This window comes from Pseudomonas sp. RIT778, assembly GCF_019718735.1.
GTDB classification, from domain to species: Bacteria; Pseudomonadota; Gammaproteobacteria; order Pseudomonadales; family Pseudomonadaceae; genus Aquipseudomonas; species Aquipseudomonas aphyarum.
In genome coordinates, this window is sequence record NZ_JAIHBA010000013.1 from 19580 (window position 1) to 36863 (window position 17284).

The 17284-nt window shown below is 60.4% G+C and carries 20 protein-coding genes; 12 read left to right on the forward strand and 8 right to left on the reverse strand.

The window, feature by feature from the left end; translation table 11 throughout:
- Positions 1-53 precede the first annotated feature (53 nt).
- The 3 genes from ggt to K5E37_RS09940 all read left to right on the forward strand — a co-directional run bounded on the left by ggt (position 54) and on the right by K5E37_RS09940 (position 3510).
- Positions 54-1781: a gamma-glutamyltransferase gene (gene ggt, locus K5E37_RS09930; RefSeq protein ID WP_221533701.1), complete on the forward strand. Its 1728-nt coding sequence runs from the start codon at positions 54-56 to the stop codon at positions 1779-1781.
- Between the two features lie 66 nt (positions 1782-1847).
- Positions 1848-2381, forward strand: coding sequence for a cysteine hydrolase family protein (locus K5E37_RS09935; protein ID WP_221533702.1), 534 nt, complete (start codon positions 1848-1850; stop codon positions 2379-2381).
- 109 nt (positions 2382-2490) lie between these two features.
- Positions 2491-3510: a lysozyme inhibitor LprI family protein gene (locus tag K5E37_RS09940; protein WP_085602559.1), complete on the forward strand. Its 1020-nt coding sequence runs from the start codon at positions 2491-2493 to the stop codon at positions 3508-3510.
- Between the two features lie 9 nt (positions 3511-3519).
- On the opposite strand, the gene K5E37_RS09945 is transcribed toward K5E37_RS09940, so the two are convergent.
- Positions 3520-4161 (reverse strand): TetR/AcrR family transcriptional regulator, encoded by a 642-nt coding sequence (locus K5E37_RS09945; protein WP_041475350.1) that lies wholly within the window; start codon positions 4159-4161, stop codon positions 3520-3522.
- A gap of 124 nt (positions 4162-4285) precedes the next feature.
- Between K5E37_RS09945 and K5E37_RS09950 the strand changes: the two genes are divergently transcribed.
- A complete protein-coding gene (locus K5E37_RS09950; RefSeq protein WP_221533703.1) occupies positions 4286-4744 on the forward strand; it encodes a GNAT family N-acetyltransferase in 459 nt (152 codons plus the stop codon).
- A gap of 5 nt (positions 4745-4749) precedes the next feature.
- Here K5E37_RS09950 and K5E37_RS09955 read toward each other — a convergent pair whose 3' ends face one another.
- On the reverse strand, positions 4750-5046 hold the full coding sequence (locus K5E37_RS09955; protein WP_221533704.1) for a hypothetical protein: 297 nt from the start codon (positions 5044-5046) through the stop codon (positions 4750-4752).
- A 174-nt stretch (positions 5047-5220) separates the two neighbouring features.
- On the opposite strand from K5E37_RS09955, the gene K5E37_RS09960 reads away from it, so the two are divergent.
- Positions 5221-6666, forward strand: coding sequence for a SulP family inorganic anion transporter (locus K5E37_RS09960; RefSeq protein ID WP_221533705.1), 1446 nt, complete (start codon positions 5221-5223; stop codon positions 6664-6666).
- Between the two features lie 126 nt (positions 6667-6792).
- Here K5E37_RS09960 and K5E37_RS09965 read toward each other — a convergent pair whose 3' ends face one another.
- A complete protein-coding gene (locus tag K5E37_RS09965; protein WP_221533706.1) occupies positions 6793-7317 on the reverse strand; it encodes a carboxymuconolactone decarboxylase family protein in 525 nt (174 codons plus the stop codon).
- A 134-nt stretch (positions 7318-7451) separates the two neighbouring features.
- Here K5E37_RS09965 and K5E37_RS09970 point away from each other — a divergent pair, with 134 nt between their 5' ends.
- Positions 7452-8273, forward strand: a complete 822-nt coding sequence (locus tag K5E37_RS09970; RefSeq protein WP_221533707.1) for an AraC family transcriptional regulator — start codon at positions 7452-7454, stop codon at positions 8271-8273.
- A gap of 3 nt (positions 8274-8276) precedes the next feature.
- Here the strand turns inward: K5E37_RS09970 and K5E37_RS09975 are convergent, their stop codons facing one another.
- Complete coding sequence (locus K5E37_RS09975; protein ID WP_085602576.1) at positions 8277-9170, reverse strand: DMT family transporter; 894 nt, start codon at positions 9168-9170, stop codon at positions 8277-8279.
- A gap of 89 nt (positions 9171-9259) precedes the next feature.
- Here K5E37_RS09975 and K5E37_RS09980 point away from each other — a divergent pair, with 89 nt between their 5' ends.
- Both K5E37_RS09980 and K5E37_RS09985 read left to right on the forward strand, forming a co-directional pair.
- Positions 9260-10591 (forward strand): PLP-dependent aminotransferase family protein, encoded by a 1332-nt coding sequence (locus K5E37_RS09980; protein ID WP_221533708.1) that lies wholly within the window; start codon positions 9260-9262, stop codon positions 10589-10591.
- Between the two features lie 55 nt (positions 10592-10646).
- Complete coding sequence (locus K5E37_RS09985; protein ID WP_221533709.1) at positions 10647-11030, forward strand: c-type cytochrome; 384 nt, start codon at positions 10647-10649, stop codon at positions 11028-11030.
- Between the two features lie 52 nt (positions 11031-11082).
- On the opposite strand, the gene K5E37_RS09990 is transcribed toward K5E37_RS09985, so the two are convergent.
- A complete protein-coding gene (locus K5E37_RS09990; protein WP_221533710.1) occupies positions 11083-11967 on the reverse strand; it encodes a LysR substrate-binding domain-containing protein in 885 nt (294 codons plus the stop codon).
- Between the two features lie 160 nt (positions 11968-12127).
- Here K5E37_RS09990 and K5E37_RS09995 point away from each other — a divergent pair, with 160 nt between their 5' ends.
- The 3 genes from K5E37_RS09995 to K5E37_RS10005 all read left to right on the forward strand — a co-directional run bounded on the left by K5E37_RS09995 (position 12128) and on the right by K5E37_RS10005 (position 15007).
- On the forward strand, positions 12128-13429 hold the full coding sequence (locus K5E37_RS09995; protein WP_221533711.1) for an FAD-binding oxidoreductase: 1302 nt from the start codon (positions 12128-12130) through the stop codon (positions 13427-13429).
- A gap of 51 nt (positions 13430-13480) precedes the next feature.
- Entirely contained in the window at positions 13481-14569 is a 1089-nt protein-coding gene (locus tag K5E37_RS10000; protein WP_221533712.1) for a polyamine ABC transporter substrate-binding protein, read from the forward strand.
- Between the two features lie 102 nt (positions 14570-14671).
- Positions 14672-15007, forward strand: a complete 336-nt coding sequence (locus tag K5E37_RS10005) for a hypothetical protein (RefSeq protein WP_127798661.1) — start codon at positions 14672-14674, stop codon at positions 15005-15007.
- A gap of 73 nt (positions 15008-15080) precedes the next feature.
- On the opposite strand, the gene K5E37_RS10010 is transcribed toward K5E37_RS10005, so the two are convergent.
- The gene (locus K5E37_RS10010) at positions 15081-15443 is read right to left on the reverse strand and encodes a hypothetical protein (protein ID WP_221533713.1); all 363 of its coding nucleotides are present in this window, start codon (positions 15441-15443) and stop codon (positions 15081-15083) included.
- A gap of 268 nt (positions 15444-15711) precedes the next feature.
- Between K5E37_RS10010 and K5E37_RS10015 the strand changes: the two genes are divergently transcribed.
- Complete coding sequence (locus K5E37_RS10015; protein ID WP_127798657.1) at positions 15712-16188, forward strand: Hcp family type VI secretion system effector; 477 nt, start codon at positions 15712-15714, stop codon at positions 16186-16188.
- A 61-nt stretch (positions 16189-16249) separates the two neighbouring features.
- On the opposite strand, the gene K5E37_RS10020 is transcribed toward K5E37_RS10015, so the two are convergent.
- Positions 16250-16573, reverse strand: coding sequence for a hypothetical protein (locus K5E37_RS10020; protein WP_221533714.1), 324 nt, complete (start codon positions 16571-16573; stop codon positions 16250-16252).
- 126 nt (positions 16574-16699) lie between these two features.
- Positions 16700-17266, reverse strand: a complete 567-nt coding sequence (locus K5E37_RS10025; RefSeq protein ID WP_221533715.1) for a chorismate mutase — start codon at positions 17264-17266, stop codon at positions 16700-16702.
- Between the last annotated feature and the right edge of the window lie 18 nt (positions 17267-17284).

Here is a 17284-nt window from a genome sequence, read left to right on the forward strand (position 1 = left end):
TGGCTGATGCTCTTGAAGCGCTTTCCTACCTTATAAAAAGAAGAGACCGACTCATGAAGTACGAACCTTTTGCCAAATCGCTGATTGCGACCTCATTGGCGCTCAGCTGCCTCATGGCCCACGCCGCCTCGGTTGCCCCGGTCGCCGCCGAAAACGGCATGGTGGTCACCGCCCAGCACCTGGCCACTCACGTGGGTGTCGACGTGTTGAAAAGTGGCGGCAACGCGGTGGATGCGGCGGTCGCCGTGGGCTATGCACTGGCGGTGGTTTACCCGGCGGCGGGCAACCTCGGTGGTGGTGGTTTCATGACCATTCAACTGGCGGACGGGCGCAAGACCTTCCTCGACTTCCGCGAAAAAGCCCCGCTGGCCGCAACGGCCAACATGTACCTCGACAAGGACGGCAACGTCATTCCGGATCTGAGCACCCGTGGCCACCTCGCGGTCGGCGTTCCGGGCACCGTGTCCGGCATGGAGCTGGCGCTGAGCAAGTACGGCACCAAACCGCGCAAGGAAATGATTGCCCCGGCCATCAAACTGGCCGAAGAAGGTTTTGCGCTGGAACAGGGCGACGTCGAGTTGCTGGAGTACGCCACTGACGTGTTCAAGAAAGACATCAAGGATTCCGGTGCGATCTTCCTGAGCAACGGCGAACCGATGCAGGTCGGGCAGAAACTGGTGCAGAAGGACCTGGGCAAGACCCTGCGCACCATTTCCGAAAAAGGCGCCGACGGTTTCTATAAAGGCTGGGTGGCCGACGCCATCGTCACCTCCAGCCAGGCCAACAAGGGCATCATCACCCAGGCCGACCTCGACAAATACAAGACCCGCGAACTGGCCCCGGTGGAGTGCGACTATCGCGGTTATCACGTTGTATCGGCACCGCCGCCAAGCTCCGGCGGGGTGGTGATCTGCCAGATCATGAACATCCTCGAAGGCTATCCGATGAAAGATCTGGGCTTCCATTCGGCCCAGGGCATGCACTACCAGATCGAAGCGATGCGCCACGCGTACGTGGATCGCAACAGCTATCTGGGCGACCCGGATTTCGTGAAGAACCCGATCGAACACCTGCTGGACAAGAACTACGCAACCAAGCTGCGTAACGCGATCCAGCCGCAGAAGGCCGGTGTGTCGGCGGAACTCAAACCCGGCGTCGCGCCCCACGAAGGCAGCAACACCACGCACTATTCGATCGTCGACAAATGGGGCAACGCGGTCTCGGTCACCTACACCCTCAATGACTGGTTCGGCGCGGGCGTGATGGCGAGCAAGACCGGGGTGATTCTCAACGATGAAATGGACGACTTCACCTCCAAGGTCGGCGTGCCGAACATGTACGGCCTGGTGCAGGGCGAAGCCAACGCCATCGCTCCCGGCAAGGCACCGCTGTCCTCGATGAGCCCGACCATTGTCACCAAGGACGGCAAGGTGGTGATGGTGGTCGGTACGCCGGGCGGCAGTCGCATCATCACCGCGACCCTGCTGACCATGCTCAATGTCATCGACTACGGTATGGGCCTGCAGGAAGCGGTTGATGCGCCGCGCTTCCACCAGCAGTGGATGCCGGAGGAAACCAACCTCGAAGACTTCGCCGCCAGCCCCGACACGAAGAAGATTCTCGAGAGCTGGGGCCACAAGTTCGCGGGCCCGCAGGACGCCAACCACATCGCCGCGATTCTGGTCGGTGCACCGTCGCTGGGGGGTAAACCGGTCGGCAAGAACCGCTTCTACGGCGCCAACGATCCACGGCGCAACACCGGGTTGTCATTGGGTTACTGAGCAGAGTAAAAAGGGGGCGGGCACACGTCCGCCCCTGTCTCAAGGACCGATCAAGGAAGGCTCACCATGACCACCGCATTGCTGATCATCGATGTCCAGCGCGCCCTGTGCACAGGCGAATACGAATGCCACGACATCAAACGGGTGATCGATACCATCAACGGCCTCAGCGCCCGCGCGCGTCAATCGGGTGTGCCGGTGGTGCTGATCCAGCACAACGAAAAGGACAGTCCGTTAGCTCACGGTGCCGAAGGCTGGCAACTGGCTGACGGCCTGGCCACTGCGCCCGGCGATCTGCGCGTCGACAAGACCGCCAACGACTCGTTCTACCAGACCAACCTGCAGAAGCTGATCCCCCGGGAAGACTTCGACCGCCTGGTGATTTGCGGTCTGCAAACCGATTACTGCGTCAACGCCACCGTGCGCCAGGCCCATCAACTGGGCTACGACGTGGAACTGGCGGCCGATGCGCACTCCACCGTCGACAACGGCAACATGAGCGCCGAAGACATCATCGCCGAACACAACAAGGACTGGGCGCACCTGACCGGTTCCGTGGCGCGGATCGATGTGAAGCCGGCGGCCGGGATCACATTCTGACTCTTTCTTGCGCAAGAGCCCGGTTGTCCGCCAGCAACCAGTGAAAAATCCAGAGCATCGACAGCCCGGGCCCGGCATACTGCCGCCGCCTCAGGAATGGAATCTGTCGATGCTCGCTTTCAATCTCCGTCACGCCTTGCTGCTGACCTCTCTCGTATTTGCTACCTCCTCGCACGCTGCCAGTTTCGACTGTGCTGGCGCTTCCAGCCCGGTTGAAAAAGCCGTTTGTGCGGATCCGTATACCTCGAGTCTCGATGAAAAACTCGGGGCGCTCTGGCGGACAGCGGTGGTGCAGGTTGCTGATCCGCAAGCGCTCAAGGCTGATCAGCGTTCATGGTTGAAACAACGCAATCAATGTGCCGCCAATAGCTCCTGCCTGCGCCGTGAATATTTGATGCGTCTGAAAGCGCTTGAATACGTGGCCAAGCCTTTCAGCTGGGATGCCACCTGGCAGATGATTCCGTGGGGCGTTTCATCGGCGGCAGAAGTCACAACCAAGCGGGTGGACGCCACGCATATTGCCTTTGATGTTTCTGCGTCAAATGGTGGCAACTCTGGTGACATGGAGGGTGTGGCCACAATTGACGGTGCCGTAGCGCATTTCGCTGAAGGCAACTGCACCCTGAAGTTCAGCGCGCTCAACGGTTTGCTGGATGTGGATTCCGATGGAGGTGAGGGGGCTTGTGGTGGCGGGATGGGCGTTTACTACGATGGAAGGTATGTGGCATCTGACCAACCGATCGCGATTGAATACGACTTGCTGAGCCTTGGCGTTGTACGTACGCAGCAAGAAGATCAGGCATTACGCACGTTGCTAAAAAATGACTATCAGACGCTGCTGCAAAATAGTGGCTCAATGGCAGCCGGCGAGACCTCTGGTGATGTGCCGGGGGGGCAGGTCAATGAGTTCTGGCTGCGAGGCCTGGCTTCCAGCAACGCGGCGATTCTAATGAGCGCGCCGGGCGGCCGAGTTTGGCTGGTGTTATTGGTTTTCGATGAGCAACGCAAAGTCAGGGCGCGGTATTACACCAACGTTCCCAAATGGAAAAAGCGGGTGCCTGATGTCCTGCTGGCATGGCGTGAACGTTTGGCGGGGGATGCGACACTACCTCTGGACCTGATGCCCTGACTCTCCCGTTCAGGTCGCAAACATCAACCTGCGAACATCACTCACCGGCTCGGACACCGCACCGCTCAACACCAACCGCGTAATCGTCTCCGCCGCCACCGCATAATCCTCATCCTGCGGCACCTCCCGTCCGGTGATGCGCCCCATCTGCCAGCCAATGTTTGTGTAGGTGCGCGTCGCCGACCAGATGAACAACATCAAGTGCTCGGGATCCACCGGCGCCAGCAGCCCGCGGTCGATCCAGCTGCGCAGGCACTCGACATTGCGCCGTGCCTCACCGTGCAGCAGGTCGCGGCATTCGTCGGGCAACTGGCGGCCACCGAGCAGCAACTCTCCGCTGAAAACCTTGGCGATCGCCGGGTGCTCGCGGGCGATGCGGATGCGGGCGGCGACGTAGGCGCGCAGGCCGATCAGTGGGTCGTCGCTTTCGCGCAGCACCGCCGAGGCTTCCAGCAACGGTTCGACGAAGCCGAGCAGCACTTTGCCGTAGAGGTTTTCCTTGCTCTGGAAGTAGTAATAAAGATTGGCCTTGGGCACACCGGCGCGGGCGGCGATGTCGCGGGTCTGGGTCGCGTCGAAGCCGTTGGCGGCGAATTCTTCACTGGCGGCGGCCAGGATCAGTTGCTGGTTGCGTTCGCGGATGCTGCTCATGGACGGCATGGAGGGTCTGGCCATTTCGGGCTCGCAATATACAAAACTATATAGCGAATAAGCCAGCGAACTCGCTCCTCAGCGCTATGCTGGTTTCAATTTCGGTAACCTCAGGAAAGTGACAATGACCCTTCAGGCACTGCACGCCACGACGATTCACCTCGACGCGGTGGCGAAGCTGTTCGACGCCTATCGCGGTTTTTATGGCCAGCCGTCAAATCTCGAGCAATCGCGGACCTTCATCGCCGAACGCATGGCCTTTAATGAATCGGCGATTTTTCTGGTTGAGGATGAAAGCGGTGAGGCGCTGGGATTCGTGCAGCTGTATCCGACGTTTTCCTCGATTGATGCCCATCGCACCTGGTTGCTCAGCGACCTGTACACCACGCCGGCCGCCCGGGGCCGTGGAGTGGGGCGACTATTGATGAACACCGCCCGCGACTTCGTCGTCGAAACCGGCGCCAAGGGATTGGTGCTGGAAACCGCCACCGACAATTTCACCGCCCAGGGTTTGTACGAATCGCTCGGTTGGGTACGTGACACCGGCTATTACACCTACCTGCTGGACTTGCGGCAGGGCTGATCCGCTCAGTCGGCCCTCAGCAACCGCTCGATCTGCGCCAGCTCCCAGGTGCTGAGCAGGCTGACCGGGTCGGTGCCGAAACGCTGAGTCGTGTCGAGTCGCCACACCCGATCTTCCGGGCACCGGCATTGCAGGCAGTGGTGCAGGCGCTGACCGTCAAAGTCGAGCAACAGCTGCCAGCCGTCGATCTCGACCGAGATCTGGCCGGGCCCGGATTTCTGCGCAACACGCTGTAGCGCGCAAACCTCCAACGCAGCATCGCGCAAGCGCTGGCAGACTTCGCGAGTGGATAGCGGTGACATGCTCAACCCCGTTGATCGATGGAGCGCGCAAGCATAGAGCGCCAACCCCTTCCTGTCAGTGATCACTGGCCCACGCCGGCGCATTTGCGTAACATCTGCAACCCTCTTTTTCCGCGGCGCTCTTTTGCGCAAATGCATGCGGCCGCGCCCGTCGGCCGCTCTGTCAGGTAAGCCATGAAACCGATTCGTCTGCGCGCCGATGTCCTGGCCGGACTCACCACCTCGTTTGCCCTGTTGCCCGAATGCATTGCGTTTGCGCTGGTGGCTCACCTCAACCCCCTGATGGGCCTGTACGGCGCCTTCATCATTTGCACGCTGACTGCGTTGTTCGGTGGCCGACCGGGCATGGTCTCCGGCGCGGCCGGTTCGATGGCGGTGGTGATCGTCGCGCTGGTGGTGCAACACGGCGTGCAGTACCTGCTGGCGACGGTGTTGCTCGGCGGCTTGATCATGATGGCGTTCGGGCTGTTGCGGCTGGGCAAACTGGTGCGCATGGTGCCGCACCCGGTGATGCTCGGGTTCGTCAACGGTCTGGCGATCATCATCGCGCTGGCGCAACTGGAGCATTTCAAGAGCGGTGAACAGTGGCTCAGCGGCACGCCGCTGTACCTGATGACCGGGCTGGTGCTGCTGACCATGGCCATCGTCTACATCCTGCCGCGCCTGACCCGCGCCGTGCCGCCGGCGCTGGTGGCGATCCTCGGCGTCGGCTTGCTGGTTTACCTGCTCGGCCTGCCGACTCGTACCCTCGGTGACATGGCGCACATCGCCGGCGGTCTGCCGACGTTCGCGCTGCCGGACATCCCGTGGAATCTCGACACCCTGCGCATCATCGCGCCCTACGCGATTCTGATGGCGCTGGTCGGCCTGCTGGAAACCCTGCTGACCCTCAACCTCACCGACGAAATCACCGAAACCCGTGGCTATCCGGATCGCGAATGCGTGGCACTGGGCGCGGCAAACGTGGTTTCCGGTGCGTTCGGCGGCATGGGCGGTTGCGCGATGATCGGCCAGACCGTGATCAACCTAAGCTCTGGTGGGCGCGGGCGTTTGTCCGGCGTCGTGGCGGGTGTGTTGATTCTGTTGTTCATTCTGTTTCTGTCGCCGCTGATCGAGCGGATTCCGCTGGCGGCGCTGGTGGGAGTGATGTTCGTGGTGTCGCAGCAGACCTTTGCCTGGGCTTCGCTGCGGGTGCTGAACAAAGTGCCGCTCAACGATGTGCTGGTGATCATCGCGGTAACTACCATCACGGTGTTTACCGACCTGGCCACGGCAGTGCTGTGCGGGATCATCATCGCCACGCTGAATTTTGCTTGGCAGCAAGCGCGCGAACTTTACGCCGATGAGCATATGGAAGCGGACGGCAGCAAACTCTATCGCCTGCACGGCACGCTGTTCTTTGCCTCGACCACACCGTTCCTCAATCAATTCGACCCGGCCAGTGACCCGCAACGGGTGACGCTGGATTGCCGGCACCTGAGCTTTGTCGATTACTCGGCCATCGCCGCGCTGAAAACCTTGCGCGAACGCTACGCCAAGGCCGGCAAGCAATTGCAGGTGTTTCACCTGTCCGAGCGCTGCAAGAAGTTGCTGAAACGCGCCGGGGTCGATCACGACTGACGCGTCCGACGCAGTACAAAATTCAATGTGGGAGCGAGCTTGCTCGCGATAGCGGAGTATCAATCGACAAAGATGCTGACTGATCCACCGCCATCGCGAGCAAGCTCGCTCCCACTGTTTTTTGCATTACGCTGGATTTTCGATTGCGGGGAAATCGATGTCGGTCAGCGCCACGTTGTTCAGGTAGTTGGTGAGGGTTTGCGCGGCGACGATGGCGATCACTTCGATGATCTTCTTGTCGTCGATACCGGCAGCGCGGGCGGCAGCAATCTGTTCATCGCTCAGATGGCCACGGGTTTCGGTCAGTTGATGGGCGAGGGTGGCAAAAGCATTCAGCCGACCGTGACGCGCTTCGATGATTTCTTCTGCTGCCAGCCCGGCCTTGCTGGCGAACAGGGTGTGCGCCGCCAGGCAGTAATCGCAACCGTTGACTTGTGAGGTGGCCAGATACACCGCCTCTTTTTCCTTGGCGCTCAGTGAGGTCTTGCCCAGAGTGGCCGAGATTTGCACGTAGGCATCCAGCGCGACAGGCGCAGTGGCCAGGGTCTTGAACAGGTTCGGCAGGAAGCCGATTTTTTTCTGCACGCCTTCAAGTGTCGGGCGAGTGGCGTCGGTAGCGGTTTCGAGGCTAAGAGGGGCGATGCGGCTCATGGTGATTCTCCGAAAGTCCGGTGCGAAGTGCGCCGGGGATGGAGTGAATGCTACGGAGCGCGACTGGTGCCTTGGGTGCAAATCGTCGAGGATATGCGACAGATCGTCCAAACCTGTCCTTGCGAGAATCAGTCATGGATCGCCTTTCTACGTTGCTCAGCCATTTCGGCGTCAATGCCGGCACCTTTCACAGCGGCACGTTTTGCGGGGTGAGCGCCTACGGCGGTGACCAGGTGTGCGGGCATGTGCACCTGTTGCAGGCGGGCGAGTTGTTGCTCAAACCGGGTAATGATCCTGAAATCTCGCTCAACGAACCGACCCTGATCTTTTTCCCCCGCCCCATGGCCCATCGCTTGTTCGCCAACGAAGCCATGGGCACGCAACTGGTGTGCGCTTCCCTGACCTTCGACGGCGGCGCGGGCAATGCTTTGGCGGCGGCGCTGCCGGATTATCTGGTGCTGAAACTCGCCGACCTTCCGGAAATGACCAACACCCTGGAGTGGCTGTTCAAGGAAGCCTTCGATGGGCACTGCGGGCGCGAAGCGGTGATGGATCGGCTGTTCGAATTGCTGGTGATTCTGCTGCTGCGCCACCTCATCAGCAGTCGCAACCAACAGCCGGGGATGATGTCGGGACTGGCCGATCCGAAGATTTCCCGAGCCTTGAACCTGATGCACGACCAACCGGCCAAGGCCTGGAGCGTCGCTGAACTGGCGAGCGCCGCCAACCTGTCCCGCGCCGGTTTCGCCGAACACTTCCGGCGGGTGGTGGGGCAGACGCCGGTGGATTATCTGGTGAGCTGGCGGATCAGCCTCGCGCAAAAACGCCTGCGCGAGGGACGGCCGATTGCCCTGATCGCCGAAGAGGTCGGTTATGAAAGCCCTTCGGCGCTGGCCCGGGCGTTTCGGCGTAAGACCGGGCTCAGCCCGCGAGAATGGAAATCCGGTGCGAGCTGAAAACTATTTGGCGAATTTCTTCGCCCCGGCCACGCACAGGATCACCCCCAGGGTGACCACGAGCATGCCGACGCTGACATGTTCATGCAGCAAGGTCGCGGCCAGTGCCAGGCCAAAAAACGGTTGCAGCAATTGCAGCTGTCCGACCGCCGCAATTCCGCCCTGAGCCAGCCCGCGATACCAGAACACAAAACCAATCAGCATGCTGAACAGCGAAACGTACGCCAGACACACCCACGCCGACACACTGATACCGCTGAACGAGGCGGGCGCCAGCCACACGCTCAGCACGGCCATCACCGGCAGCGACAGCACCAGCGCCCAACAGATCACCTGCCAGCCGCCGAGGGTGCGCGACAGTTTTGCGCCTTCGGCGTAACCGAGGCCGCAGGCGAGAATCGCCGCCAGCATTAGCAGATCGCCAGTGGGCGAGGCGGTCAGGCCTTGCGAGATAGCGAAGCCGACCACCAGCGAACTGCCCAGCACCGAAAAAATCCAGAACACCGGACGCGGCCGTTCACCGCCGCGCAACACGCCGAAAATCGCCGTCGCCAGCGGCAGCAATCCTACAAACACAATGGAATGCGCTGACGTCACGTATTGCAGCGCCAAAGCCGTCAACAACGGAAAACCCACAACCACGCCCAGCGCGACGATCAGCAACGACAACCACTGATCCCGCGCCGGACGCCGTTCGCGAAACAACCACAGCAAGCACAACGCCAGGGCGCCGGCGATGGTCGCGCGGATGACGGTGAGAAATACCGGGTCGAATTCCAGCACCGCCAGCCGCGTGGCCGGCAGCGAGCCGCTGAAGATCACAACGCCGATGAAGCCATTGATCCAGCCGCTGGTTTTTTCCAGGGCCGGGGTGCCGAGTTGGGTGGTTCGTTCCATACGCGTTGCGCTCAGAGGTGGGTTGCGTTGAAGCAATCCTAGGGACGAGAATCAGGACAATCAAAGAATTGTCATGGATACAGCCCGACATGCCGCGCTCCCGTTACAAGACCCTCGTCGACGCCTATGCCGCCGACATTCGCGAAGGCCGACTGCTGCCCGGCACGCGTTTGCCGACCCACCGGCAACTGGCGGCCAGCGAAGGGCTGGCGCTGGTCACGGCTTCGCGGGTGTACGCCGAGCTTGAGGCCATGGGGCTGGTCAGCGGCGAAGCCGGGCGCGGCACGTTTGTGCGGGAAACGTCGTTGTTGCCGGGGCTGGGCATCGACCAGAAAGACGTCGCGGTCGGCATGATCGACCTCAACTTCAACTACCCGTCATTGCCGGGGCAGGCCGAGCTGCTGCGCACCGCGTTGCGGCAACTGGCGTTGTCCGGCGACCTTGAAGCGCTGTTGCGTTATCAGCCCCACGCCGGTCGCCAGCATGAACGTGCCTCGGTGGCGCGGCATCTGCAAATGCGGGGTTTGAGTGTCGAGGCCGAGCAGGTGCTGATCGTCAACGGCGCCCAGCAAGGGCTGGCGGTGACGCTGATGGCGCTGCTCAAGCCTGGCGATGTGATCGCTGCCGACGCGTTGACCTATTCGGGATTCAAAGTGCTGGCCGAAGCGCTGCACCTGGAAGTGGTGGCGATTCCCGTCAATGAGCAGGGCCCCGACCTGGCGGCCCTCGATAAACTCTGCCGCCAACGCCCGGTGCGTGCGGTTTACAGCATGCCGACCCTGCACAATCCACTGGGCTGGGTGATGCCTCTGGAACAACGTGAGGATTTGATCGAGATTGCCCGCCGGCATGATCTGACGATCATCGAGGATGCGGCCTACGCCTTTCTGGTCGATAACCCGCCGCCCCCGTTGGCAGATCTGGCACCGGAGCGCACGGTCTACGTTTCGGGCCTGTCGAAAAACATCGCCACCGGCCTGCGTGTCGGCTTCATCGCCGCGCCGGTCGAGCAGGTGGCGGCGCTGGAACGGATCATCCGCGCGACGACCTGGAACACCCCCGGCGTGATGACGGCCATCGCCTGCGGCTGGCTCGACGACGGCACCGTCACCTTGCTCGAAGCACAAAAGCGCAGCGACGCCGAGGCCCGGCAAGCTTTAGCTGCGCAGATCCTCGAAGGCCTGCCGACCGTGGGCCATCCTTCTTCGTATTTCCTTTGGTTGCCGCTGCCGGAAGACGTCCGGGCCGACCACATCGTGGTCGAATTGATGCAGGAACAGGTTTCCGTTACCACCGCCGAACCTTTCACCGTGTCTACCCATGTGCCCCACGCGATTCGTCTGGCGCTGGGCTCGGTGGACATGCTTGTCCTGCGTCAAGCCTTGCTCAAAGTCCGCAAGGTCGTGGGCGCCTACCTGTAGCGCAACTTGCCGCGCACGATTACCCTTGGCGCCGCCGACGATCTGGAAAACCCTGATGAAAAACGCTGCATTAACGTTCGCCCTGATCCTCAACGCAGGCCTGCTCAGCACGCCAGCACTGGCTGCCGGTGACGCCGAGGCCGGCGCCAAAATCTTCCCGCGCCTGTGCGGCGGCTGCCACCAGGTCGGCGAATCCGCACGCCCGGGCTTCGGCCCAGAACTCAACGGTATCATCGGTCGCCCGGCCGGGACGTCGGCGAATTACGTGTATTCCGACGCGATGAAAAACTCCGGCCTGACCTGGAACCGTGAAACGCTGACGGCGTATCTGAAGGATCCGAAGGGCGTGGTGCCGGGGACGCGGATGATCTTCTGGGGACTGAGTGACGAGGAGAAGATCGATAATCTGTTGGCGTATCTGCAGACGTTTTCTCAGTAATGAAGATCCGGTGCGGGAGCTGCTCAAGGCAGCTCCCGCGTGACGACGGCACTCATGTCGCGCGCTCGGCCTGCCCGGCAAACCACCCCATCACCACCGCACAAGCCGGATGCGCAGCCGCCGACGGCTGCAAGCACAACGAGTAAATCCCCCCGGTTTTCAGCGGTTGCCCGAACGGCACCACCAGCACGCCGCGCTCGATGGATTCCGCCGCCAGCGTCATGTCCGTCACTGCGACGCCCAATCCCCGCGCCGCCGCATCCAGTGCCAGTTCATCGAGGTTGAACGGGATATGCCGGTAATCCTCCAGCGGTTTGCCGTCGTTCGCCGCCAGCCATTCGATCCACGCCTGACGATCCGCCGAGCGATGCAGCAGCGGGAAGCGCAGCAGTTCTTCCACTGAGCGCGGCGCATCGGCAAGGCTCGGGGCGCAGACCGGCACCAGGGTTTCCTGAAACAGGGTCAGGCAATCCGGATCGCTCGATTCGGTCGGCAAGTAAAGGATGTAGGCGTCACTGTCGCTGGTCGGTTCGACGATTTCGGTGGCGACGGTTTCGATGGCCAGCGAAACCTCGGGATGACGCAGGTAAAAGTCGCTGAGTTTGGGCAACAGCCAGCGCACCGCCAACGACACATGCATGCGAATGCGGAACGGGCGTTTCTGCGGTGTCAGGCGTTCTTCGAGGGTTTTCAGCTGCTCGAAAATGCTCCGCGCGCTGGCCAGAACCTGCTCGCCTTCCGGGGTCAGGCGCAGGCTGCGGCTGGTGCGCAAGAACAACGGGACGTTGAAGTGGCTTTCCAGCTGCTGGATCTGCCGGCTGACGGCGCTTTGAGTCAGGCACAGCTTCTGCGCGGCCAGGGTGAAGCTGCCGGAGTTGGCGACCTCTACCAGCGCCTGCATGGCTTGCAGCGACGGGACGTGGCGAATTTTATCCATGCGTTTTCCGAATGGCTCGATGATTTCTTAGCGTTGGTGAGGCGTTCGAAGACCTTATAGATTCTAGATCTGGTGGTGATCTTCACAACGTGGGCATGCGATTCACGCATGGCCATGGTTGGAAGGCAAGCCGCCGAATGACCGTCGAATGAGGTGATGCATGGAAAATGTCAGTGGCTGGATCGCGCAAACCGCAAGCGCTGCGCAGCGGGATCGCCTGAGCGGCGCGCAAAAGGCCGATTGGCTGGTGATCGGCGCCGGAATCACCGGTCTCAGCGCCGCCCATCATCTGGCCGAGATGCACCCGCAGGCACGGATTGTCTTGGTTGATCGTCAGCGAGCGGCGCAGGGCGCTTCGGCGCGCAATTCGGGTTTTGTCGTCGCCCATGAACATCCGACGGACAACGAATTGATCGGCGGGCAGGGCTTTGCCGGATTTGAAGTCGACACGATGATTTCCCGCGCGGCCAGTGAAGAAGTCCGACAGCGCATTGCCCGGCACGCCATCGATTGCGACTTTCGGGACAGCGGCTATTTCTTTGCGGTCAACGATCCGGCCAAGCTCAATCAGGTCGATGCCAAACTCGCCACACTGCGGGTGCTCGGTGCCCGCGCGGAGTTTTTGCAAGGCGAAGAACTGAGCCGAAAACTTGGCACCCGTCACTATCAGGCTGCGATCTGGTGCGGCAACGGCAACGCGTTGCTGCAACCGGCCAAATACGTGAAGGGCTTGCTCGATGCGCTTCCGGGCAATGTCACCGTGTACGAAAACACCGATATCACGGGGCTCGAACGTTTGGGTCAGGGTCGGATTCGGGCCAATTCACTTGATGGCAGCATCGAGGCAGGAAAAGTACTGGTCTGCCTGAACGCATTCATTCCACGGGTCGGCATCGATGACAGCGCCACGTTTCCGATGGAGCTGAGCGCCAGCCTCACGCGCCCGCTCACGGACCAGGAGTTCGCCGCCATCGGCGCCGTCGAACCGTGGGGCGTGCTGTCGACCCGTCCGCTGGGCGCCACGGTTCGGCTGACGCCGGATCGCCGGGTGATGATCCGCAACACCGCCGAATACCGCACGCGGGACCTCTCCAGCAGCGAACTTGCGCTGCGTCGTCAACACCATGTCCGGGGTTTGCAACGGCGCTTTCCGTTCCTCGGCGAGCACGACATCCAATACACCTGGACCGGCCATTTGAGCGCGACCCGCAGCGGTCAGGCGTATTTCGACCAGGTGGAAGAGGGCGTGTTTGCCGTCGCCGGTTGCAACGGCTCGGGCGTGGCGCGCGGAACCTTGTGGGGGCGACTGCTGGCGGAACTGGCATGCGGCGTCGATTCGCCACTGCTGCAATCGGTAAGGCAACGGGCCCAGCCCGGCTGGCTGCCGCCGCGACCTTTCTTCGATATCGGCGCCATGGTGCGCATGCGCGTGGAGGCGGTCAGGGCCAGAACAGAAATCTGAAAATTCGCACATCCCACAAGAACAAAAGCCACTCAATTCAGGTGACAGAACATGCGCGTCCACACACTTTCCCTGGCGGTCTTGCTCGCCACCGGTTCCTCGTTCGCCCTGGCCGATGAAACCGTCAACATCTCCAACTGGAGCAGTTACATCGCCGACGACACCCTGGCGAACTTCACCAAAGACACCGGCATAAAGACCACTTACGACATCCACGACAGCAATGAAGTGCTGGAATCGAAGTTGATGACCGGCAATACCGGTTACGACGTGGTCAGCCCGTCGAACCACTTTCTGTCGCGGCTGATCAAGGCGGGCGCCATCCAGAAACTCGACAAGTCGCAGCTGCCGAACTGGAAGAATCTCGATCCGCAGTTGATGCAGAAACTTGAAGTCAACGATCCGGGCAATCAATACGGTTATCCGTACATGTGGGGTACCGCCGGTATCGGCTACAACGTCGAGAAGATCAAGGCGATCTTCGGCAACACCGATGTCACGCGTTCGTGGAAGCTGTTTTTCGAAGAGGACAACATCAAGAAGTTGAGCCAGTGCGGTGTAGCGATCATCGACAACCCGACGCAAGTGTTGCCGATCACGCTCAACTATCTGGGCTTGCCGCCGCACAGCCACGAACCGGCGGATTACAAAAAGGCCGAAGCCGCCTTGTTCAAGATTCGCCCATACGTGCAGTACTTCCATACGTCCAAGTACATCAGCGATCTGGCCAACGGGAATGTTTGCGCGGTGATTGGATTCAATGGTGATGTTGTGCAGGCGGCGGCCAGTGCCCGGGAAGCGAAGAACGGTATCGACATCGCTTATTCGATTCCCGAAGAAGGCACGACCCTGTGGTTCGACATGGTGGTCATGCCGAAAAACGCGCCCCACGAAAAGAATGGCTACGCCTACATGAACTATCTGCTTGAGCCGAAGGTGATCGCCAATATCAGCAACAGCATTCACTACGCCAACCCCAACGTGGCGGTCGATGAGTTACTGACGCCGGCGGTGAAACAGGATCTCGCGATCTATCCGCCGAAAGCGGTGATGGACAAGTTGTTCACCGTGGAAGAACTGCCGGCGGCGATTGCCCGACTGACGACACGCTTGTGGACCCGGCTTAAAACCAACACTTGAATATGAAACATGGCCTGGTTTGATACTAATGCGCCATCACTTGCGGTAAAGTGCGCGCCGCCCGAGAGACGGATCCCGGGCGTTTTCCCATGGAGTCTTGAAGTGAAATACCTCAGCAAAGTCGTCGCCGCCGCCCTGATCGGTGCGGTTCTGGCAGGTTGCACCGGCACCCCGATGAACACTAAACAATACGACAGCAGCCAATACACCGTGATTGGCCACAGCGAAGCCACCGCCACCGGTCTGCTGCTGTTCGGCGTCATCCCGATCCAGCAGAACAACCGCTTCGTGCGCGCCCAGACTGCCGCGATCAAAGCCAAGGGCGGCGACGCCATGATCAACACCCAGGTTCAGGAAAACTGGTTCTGGGCATGGGTTCTGACCGGTTACACCACCAAGATCTCCGGTGACGTGGTCAAACTGAAAACCGTTCAATAAGTACCGGTTGGACGTGAAAAAGCCCGGCTGATCAGGCCGGGCTTTTTGTTTGTGCAGCGGTAGAGCGTTTGACTCATGCGACGCGGCGTTCGATCAGACGGTCGGAACCACCTTCAGCGACGCGGCGTTCGATCAGACGATCCGAACCACCTTCAGCAACGCGGCGTTCGATCAGACGATCGGAGCCACCTTCAGCGACGCGGCGTTCGATCAGACGGTCGGAACCACCTTCAGCGACGCGGCGTTCGATCAGACGATCGGAGCCACCTTCAGCAACGCGACGTTCGATCAAACGATCCGAACCACCCTCGGCCAAACGACTTTCAATCAACCGGTCCGAACCGCCTTCGGCGATCATGGTGTGGGCGGGTTTGGCTGCAAAAGCGTTGACTGCAAGAACCGAGAAAGCGATGCCGAGAAGGATTTGGCGTTTCATGATCGTGTGCTCCGGGGTGTTGTTTGTTGGGTATGGAGCTGATGTTACGCCGGGAATTTTTTAAGAGAACTTCATTGCGCTGATGGTGACTATCGACGCAGGCGATGCAGCGAAATCGATAGTAAACAGTTGAACGATGTCGCGGTTAAAACACGCTTGAAGTTATGGGAAGTGTCTGTCAGTTAACGACTTTCACTTTCGGAAGCACCCTACATAAAGTGTTGGTTACATCCACTAATCTGTTGCTCTTGCACAAGGAGTGACAGGTATGGCCAATCACAGTTACATGACCATCGAAGGGAAAACTCAAGGACTTATTTCGGCAGGGTGCTCGACACCGGACACTCTGGACAACAAAGGTCAGGCCGGACATGACGATGAAATCCGAGTGCTGGCTTTCGCCCACAATCGGATGAACACCGACAAACTGATCCACAGTCCTGTCGCAATCACCAAGTGGATTGACCCGTCTTCGCCTTTGTTGGCGCGGGCACTCTCCAACAGAGAGGAAATCGACTGCTCTGTCAGCTTCTATAGAACTTCGCCGTATGGCATCGAGGAAAAGTACTTCACGATAAAGATCGGCGGGGGAGTGATTGCCGACATCACCCTGGACGTTCCCCATGCCATCCAGCAAAACGACGTTGCTCCACAGGAGCGCATCGCCATCCGCTATCGCGATATCACCTGGACCCATCATCTGGCGGGCACCAGTAGTTACAGTTTCTGGGACGCCGAGGAGTGAATAAGGCAGGCAAAGAAAAGCCCGGCTGATCAGGCCGGGTTTTTCTATATGCGCTGCTTACTTATGCAACGCGGCGTTCGATCAGACGGTCGGAACCACCTTCAGCCACACGACGTTCGATCAGACGATCAGCGCCACCTTCAGCCACACGACGTTCGATCAGACGATCAGCGCCACCTTCAGCCACACGACGTTCGATCAGACGATCAGCGCCACCTTCAGCTACACGGCGTTCGATCAAACGATCCGATCCACCCTCGGCCAAGCGACTTTCAATCAACCGATCCGAACCGCCTTCGGCGATCATGGTGTGGGCGGGTTTGGCTGCAAAAGCGTTGACTGCAAGAACCGAGAAAGCGATGCCGAGAAGGATTTGGCGTTTCATGATCGTGTGCTCCAAGGGTGTTGTTTGTTTGGTATGGAGCCGATGTTACGCCGCGGATTTTTTATGAGAACTTCATTGAACTGATGGTGACTATCGACGCCAGCAATGAATGCCAAGACCCTTGTTCTAGGGCACCAGCGACCGAATGCACAGTTCTCCGGTGGCGCGGGTCAGGGCCAGTTCATGCAGCGCATCACGGGTCAGACCGGTGCGCGCCTTGGCCAGCCACGCCGGGCAGTTCCGGTCGTGGCGATAGGGCGTGAAGTCGGCGTATTGCTGCAGCAGACGGGTTTGCAACTCATCCAGACGCGGTCGAATCTGCTTGCCCAGATCCGGGCGCGGCGTGTCCGGCGCGGCACCGGCTGCCTGCCACTGTGCGAGCAAACCGTATTGCACCAGTTTGTTGGCCTCCATCTGTGCGGCGATCAACTGCGCGACGTCTTCCGGGTCGAGCTTGCGTTCGGCGGCCAGCTTGCGGGCGTTGTCGATCACCTGCGCCTCACGGGGACTGTCCTGGATCGGCTTGCCGCTGTCCCATTTGGTCAGGGCGACGAGGTCGCCGATGTTCAGGCGTTCGTTCAGGGTGTTCACCAATCCTTGCACGACTTCGGGCGAGGGCGCGGGGCCGGCGTGGACGGTCGTCGCCAGAGCGGTCAATAGGGTGCAACTCAGCAGAAACGGGGAACGGCGCATGGGAGGGATTCACTTCCT

What these genes read in the sequence shown, in the direction of transcription:
- ggt (WP_221533701.1), top strand. Translation starts at nt 54, where the DNA reads ATGAAGTACGAACCTTTTGCCAAATCGCTGATTGCGACCTCATTGGCG.
- K5E37_RS09935 (WP_221533702.1), top strand. Translation starts at nt 1,848, where the DNA reads ATGACCACCGCATTGCTGATCATCGATGTCCAGCGCGCCCTGTGCACA.
- K5E37_RS09940 (WP_085602559.1), top strand. Translation starts at nt 2,491, where the DNA reads ATGCTCGCTTTCAATCTCCGTCACGCCTTGCTGCTGACCTCTCTCGTA.
- K5E37_RS09945 (WP_041475350.1), bottom strand. Translation starts at nt 4,161, where the DNA reads ATGAGCAGCATCCGCGAACGCAACCAGCAACTGATCCTGGCCGCCGCC.
- K5E37_RS09950 (WP_221533703.1), top strand. Translation starts at nt 4,286, where the DNA reads ATGACCCTTCAGGCACTGCACGCCACGACGATTCACCTCGACGCGGTG.
- K5E37_RS09955 (WP_221533704.1), bottom strand. Translation starts at nt 5,046, where the DNA reads ATGTCACCGCTATCCACTCGCGAAGTCTGCCAGCGCTTGCGCGATGCT.
- K5E37_RS09960 (WP_221533705.1), top strand. Translation starts at nt 5,221, where the DNA reads ATGAAACCGATTCGTCTGCGCGCCGATGTCCTGGCCGGACTCACCACC.
- K5E37_RS09965 (WP_221533706.1), bottom strand. Translation starts at nt 7,317, where the DNA reads ATGAGCCGCATCGCCCCTCTTAGCCTCGAAACCGCTACCGACGCCACT.
- K5E37_RS09970 (WP_221533707.1), top strand. Translation starts at nt 7,452, where the DNA reads ATGGATCGCCTTTCTACGTTGCTCAGCCATTTCGGCGTCAATGCCGGC.
- K5E37_RS09975 (WP_085602576.1), bottom strand. Translation starts at nt 9,170, where the DNA reads ATGGAACGAACCACCCAACTCGGCACCCCGGCCCTGGAAAAAACCAGC.
- K5E37_RS09980 (WP_221533708.1), top strand. Translation starts at nt 9,260, where the DNA reads ATGCCGCGCTCCCGTTACAAGACCCTCGTCGACGCCTATGCCGCCGAC.
- K5E37_RS09985 (WP_221533709.1), top strand. Translation starts at nt 10,647, where the DNA reads ATGAAAAACGCTGCATTAACGTTCGCCCTGATCCTCAACGCAGGCCTG.
- K5E37_RS09990 (WP_221533710.1), bottom strand. Translation starts at nt 11,967, where the DNA reads ATGGATAAAATTCGCCACGTCCCGTCGCTGCAAGCCATGCAGGCGCTG.
- K5E37_RS09995 (WP_221533711.1), top strand. Translation starts at nt 12,128, where the DNA reads ATGGAAAATGTCAGTGGCTGGATCGCGCAAACCGCAAGCGCTGCGCAG.
- K5E37_RS10000 (WP_221533712.1), top strand. Translation starts at nt 13,481, where the DNA reads ATGCGCGTCCACACACTTTCCCTGGCGGTCTTGCTCGCCACCGGTTCC.
- K5E37_RS10010 (WP_221533713.1), bottom strand. Translation starts at nt 15,443, where the DNA reads ATGAAACGCCAAATCCTTCTCGGCATCGCTTTCTCGGTTCTTGCAGTC.
- K5E37_RS10015 (WP_127798657.1), top strand. Translation starts at nt 15,712, where the DNA reads ATGGCCAATCACAGTTACATGACCATCGAAGGGAAAACTCAAGGACTT.
- K5E37_RS10020 (WP_221533714.1), bottom strand. Translation starts at nt 16,573, where the DNA reads ATGAAACGCCAAATCCTTCTCGGCATCGCTTTCTCGGTTCTTGCAGTC.
- K5E37_RS10025 (WP_221533715.1), bottom strand. Translation starts at nt 17,266, where the DNA reads ATGCGCCGTTCCCCGTTTCTGCTGAGTTGCACCCTATTGACCGCTCTG.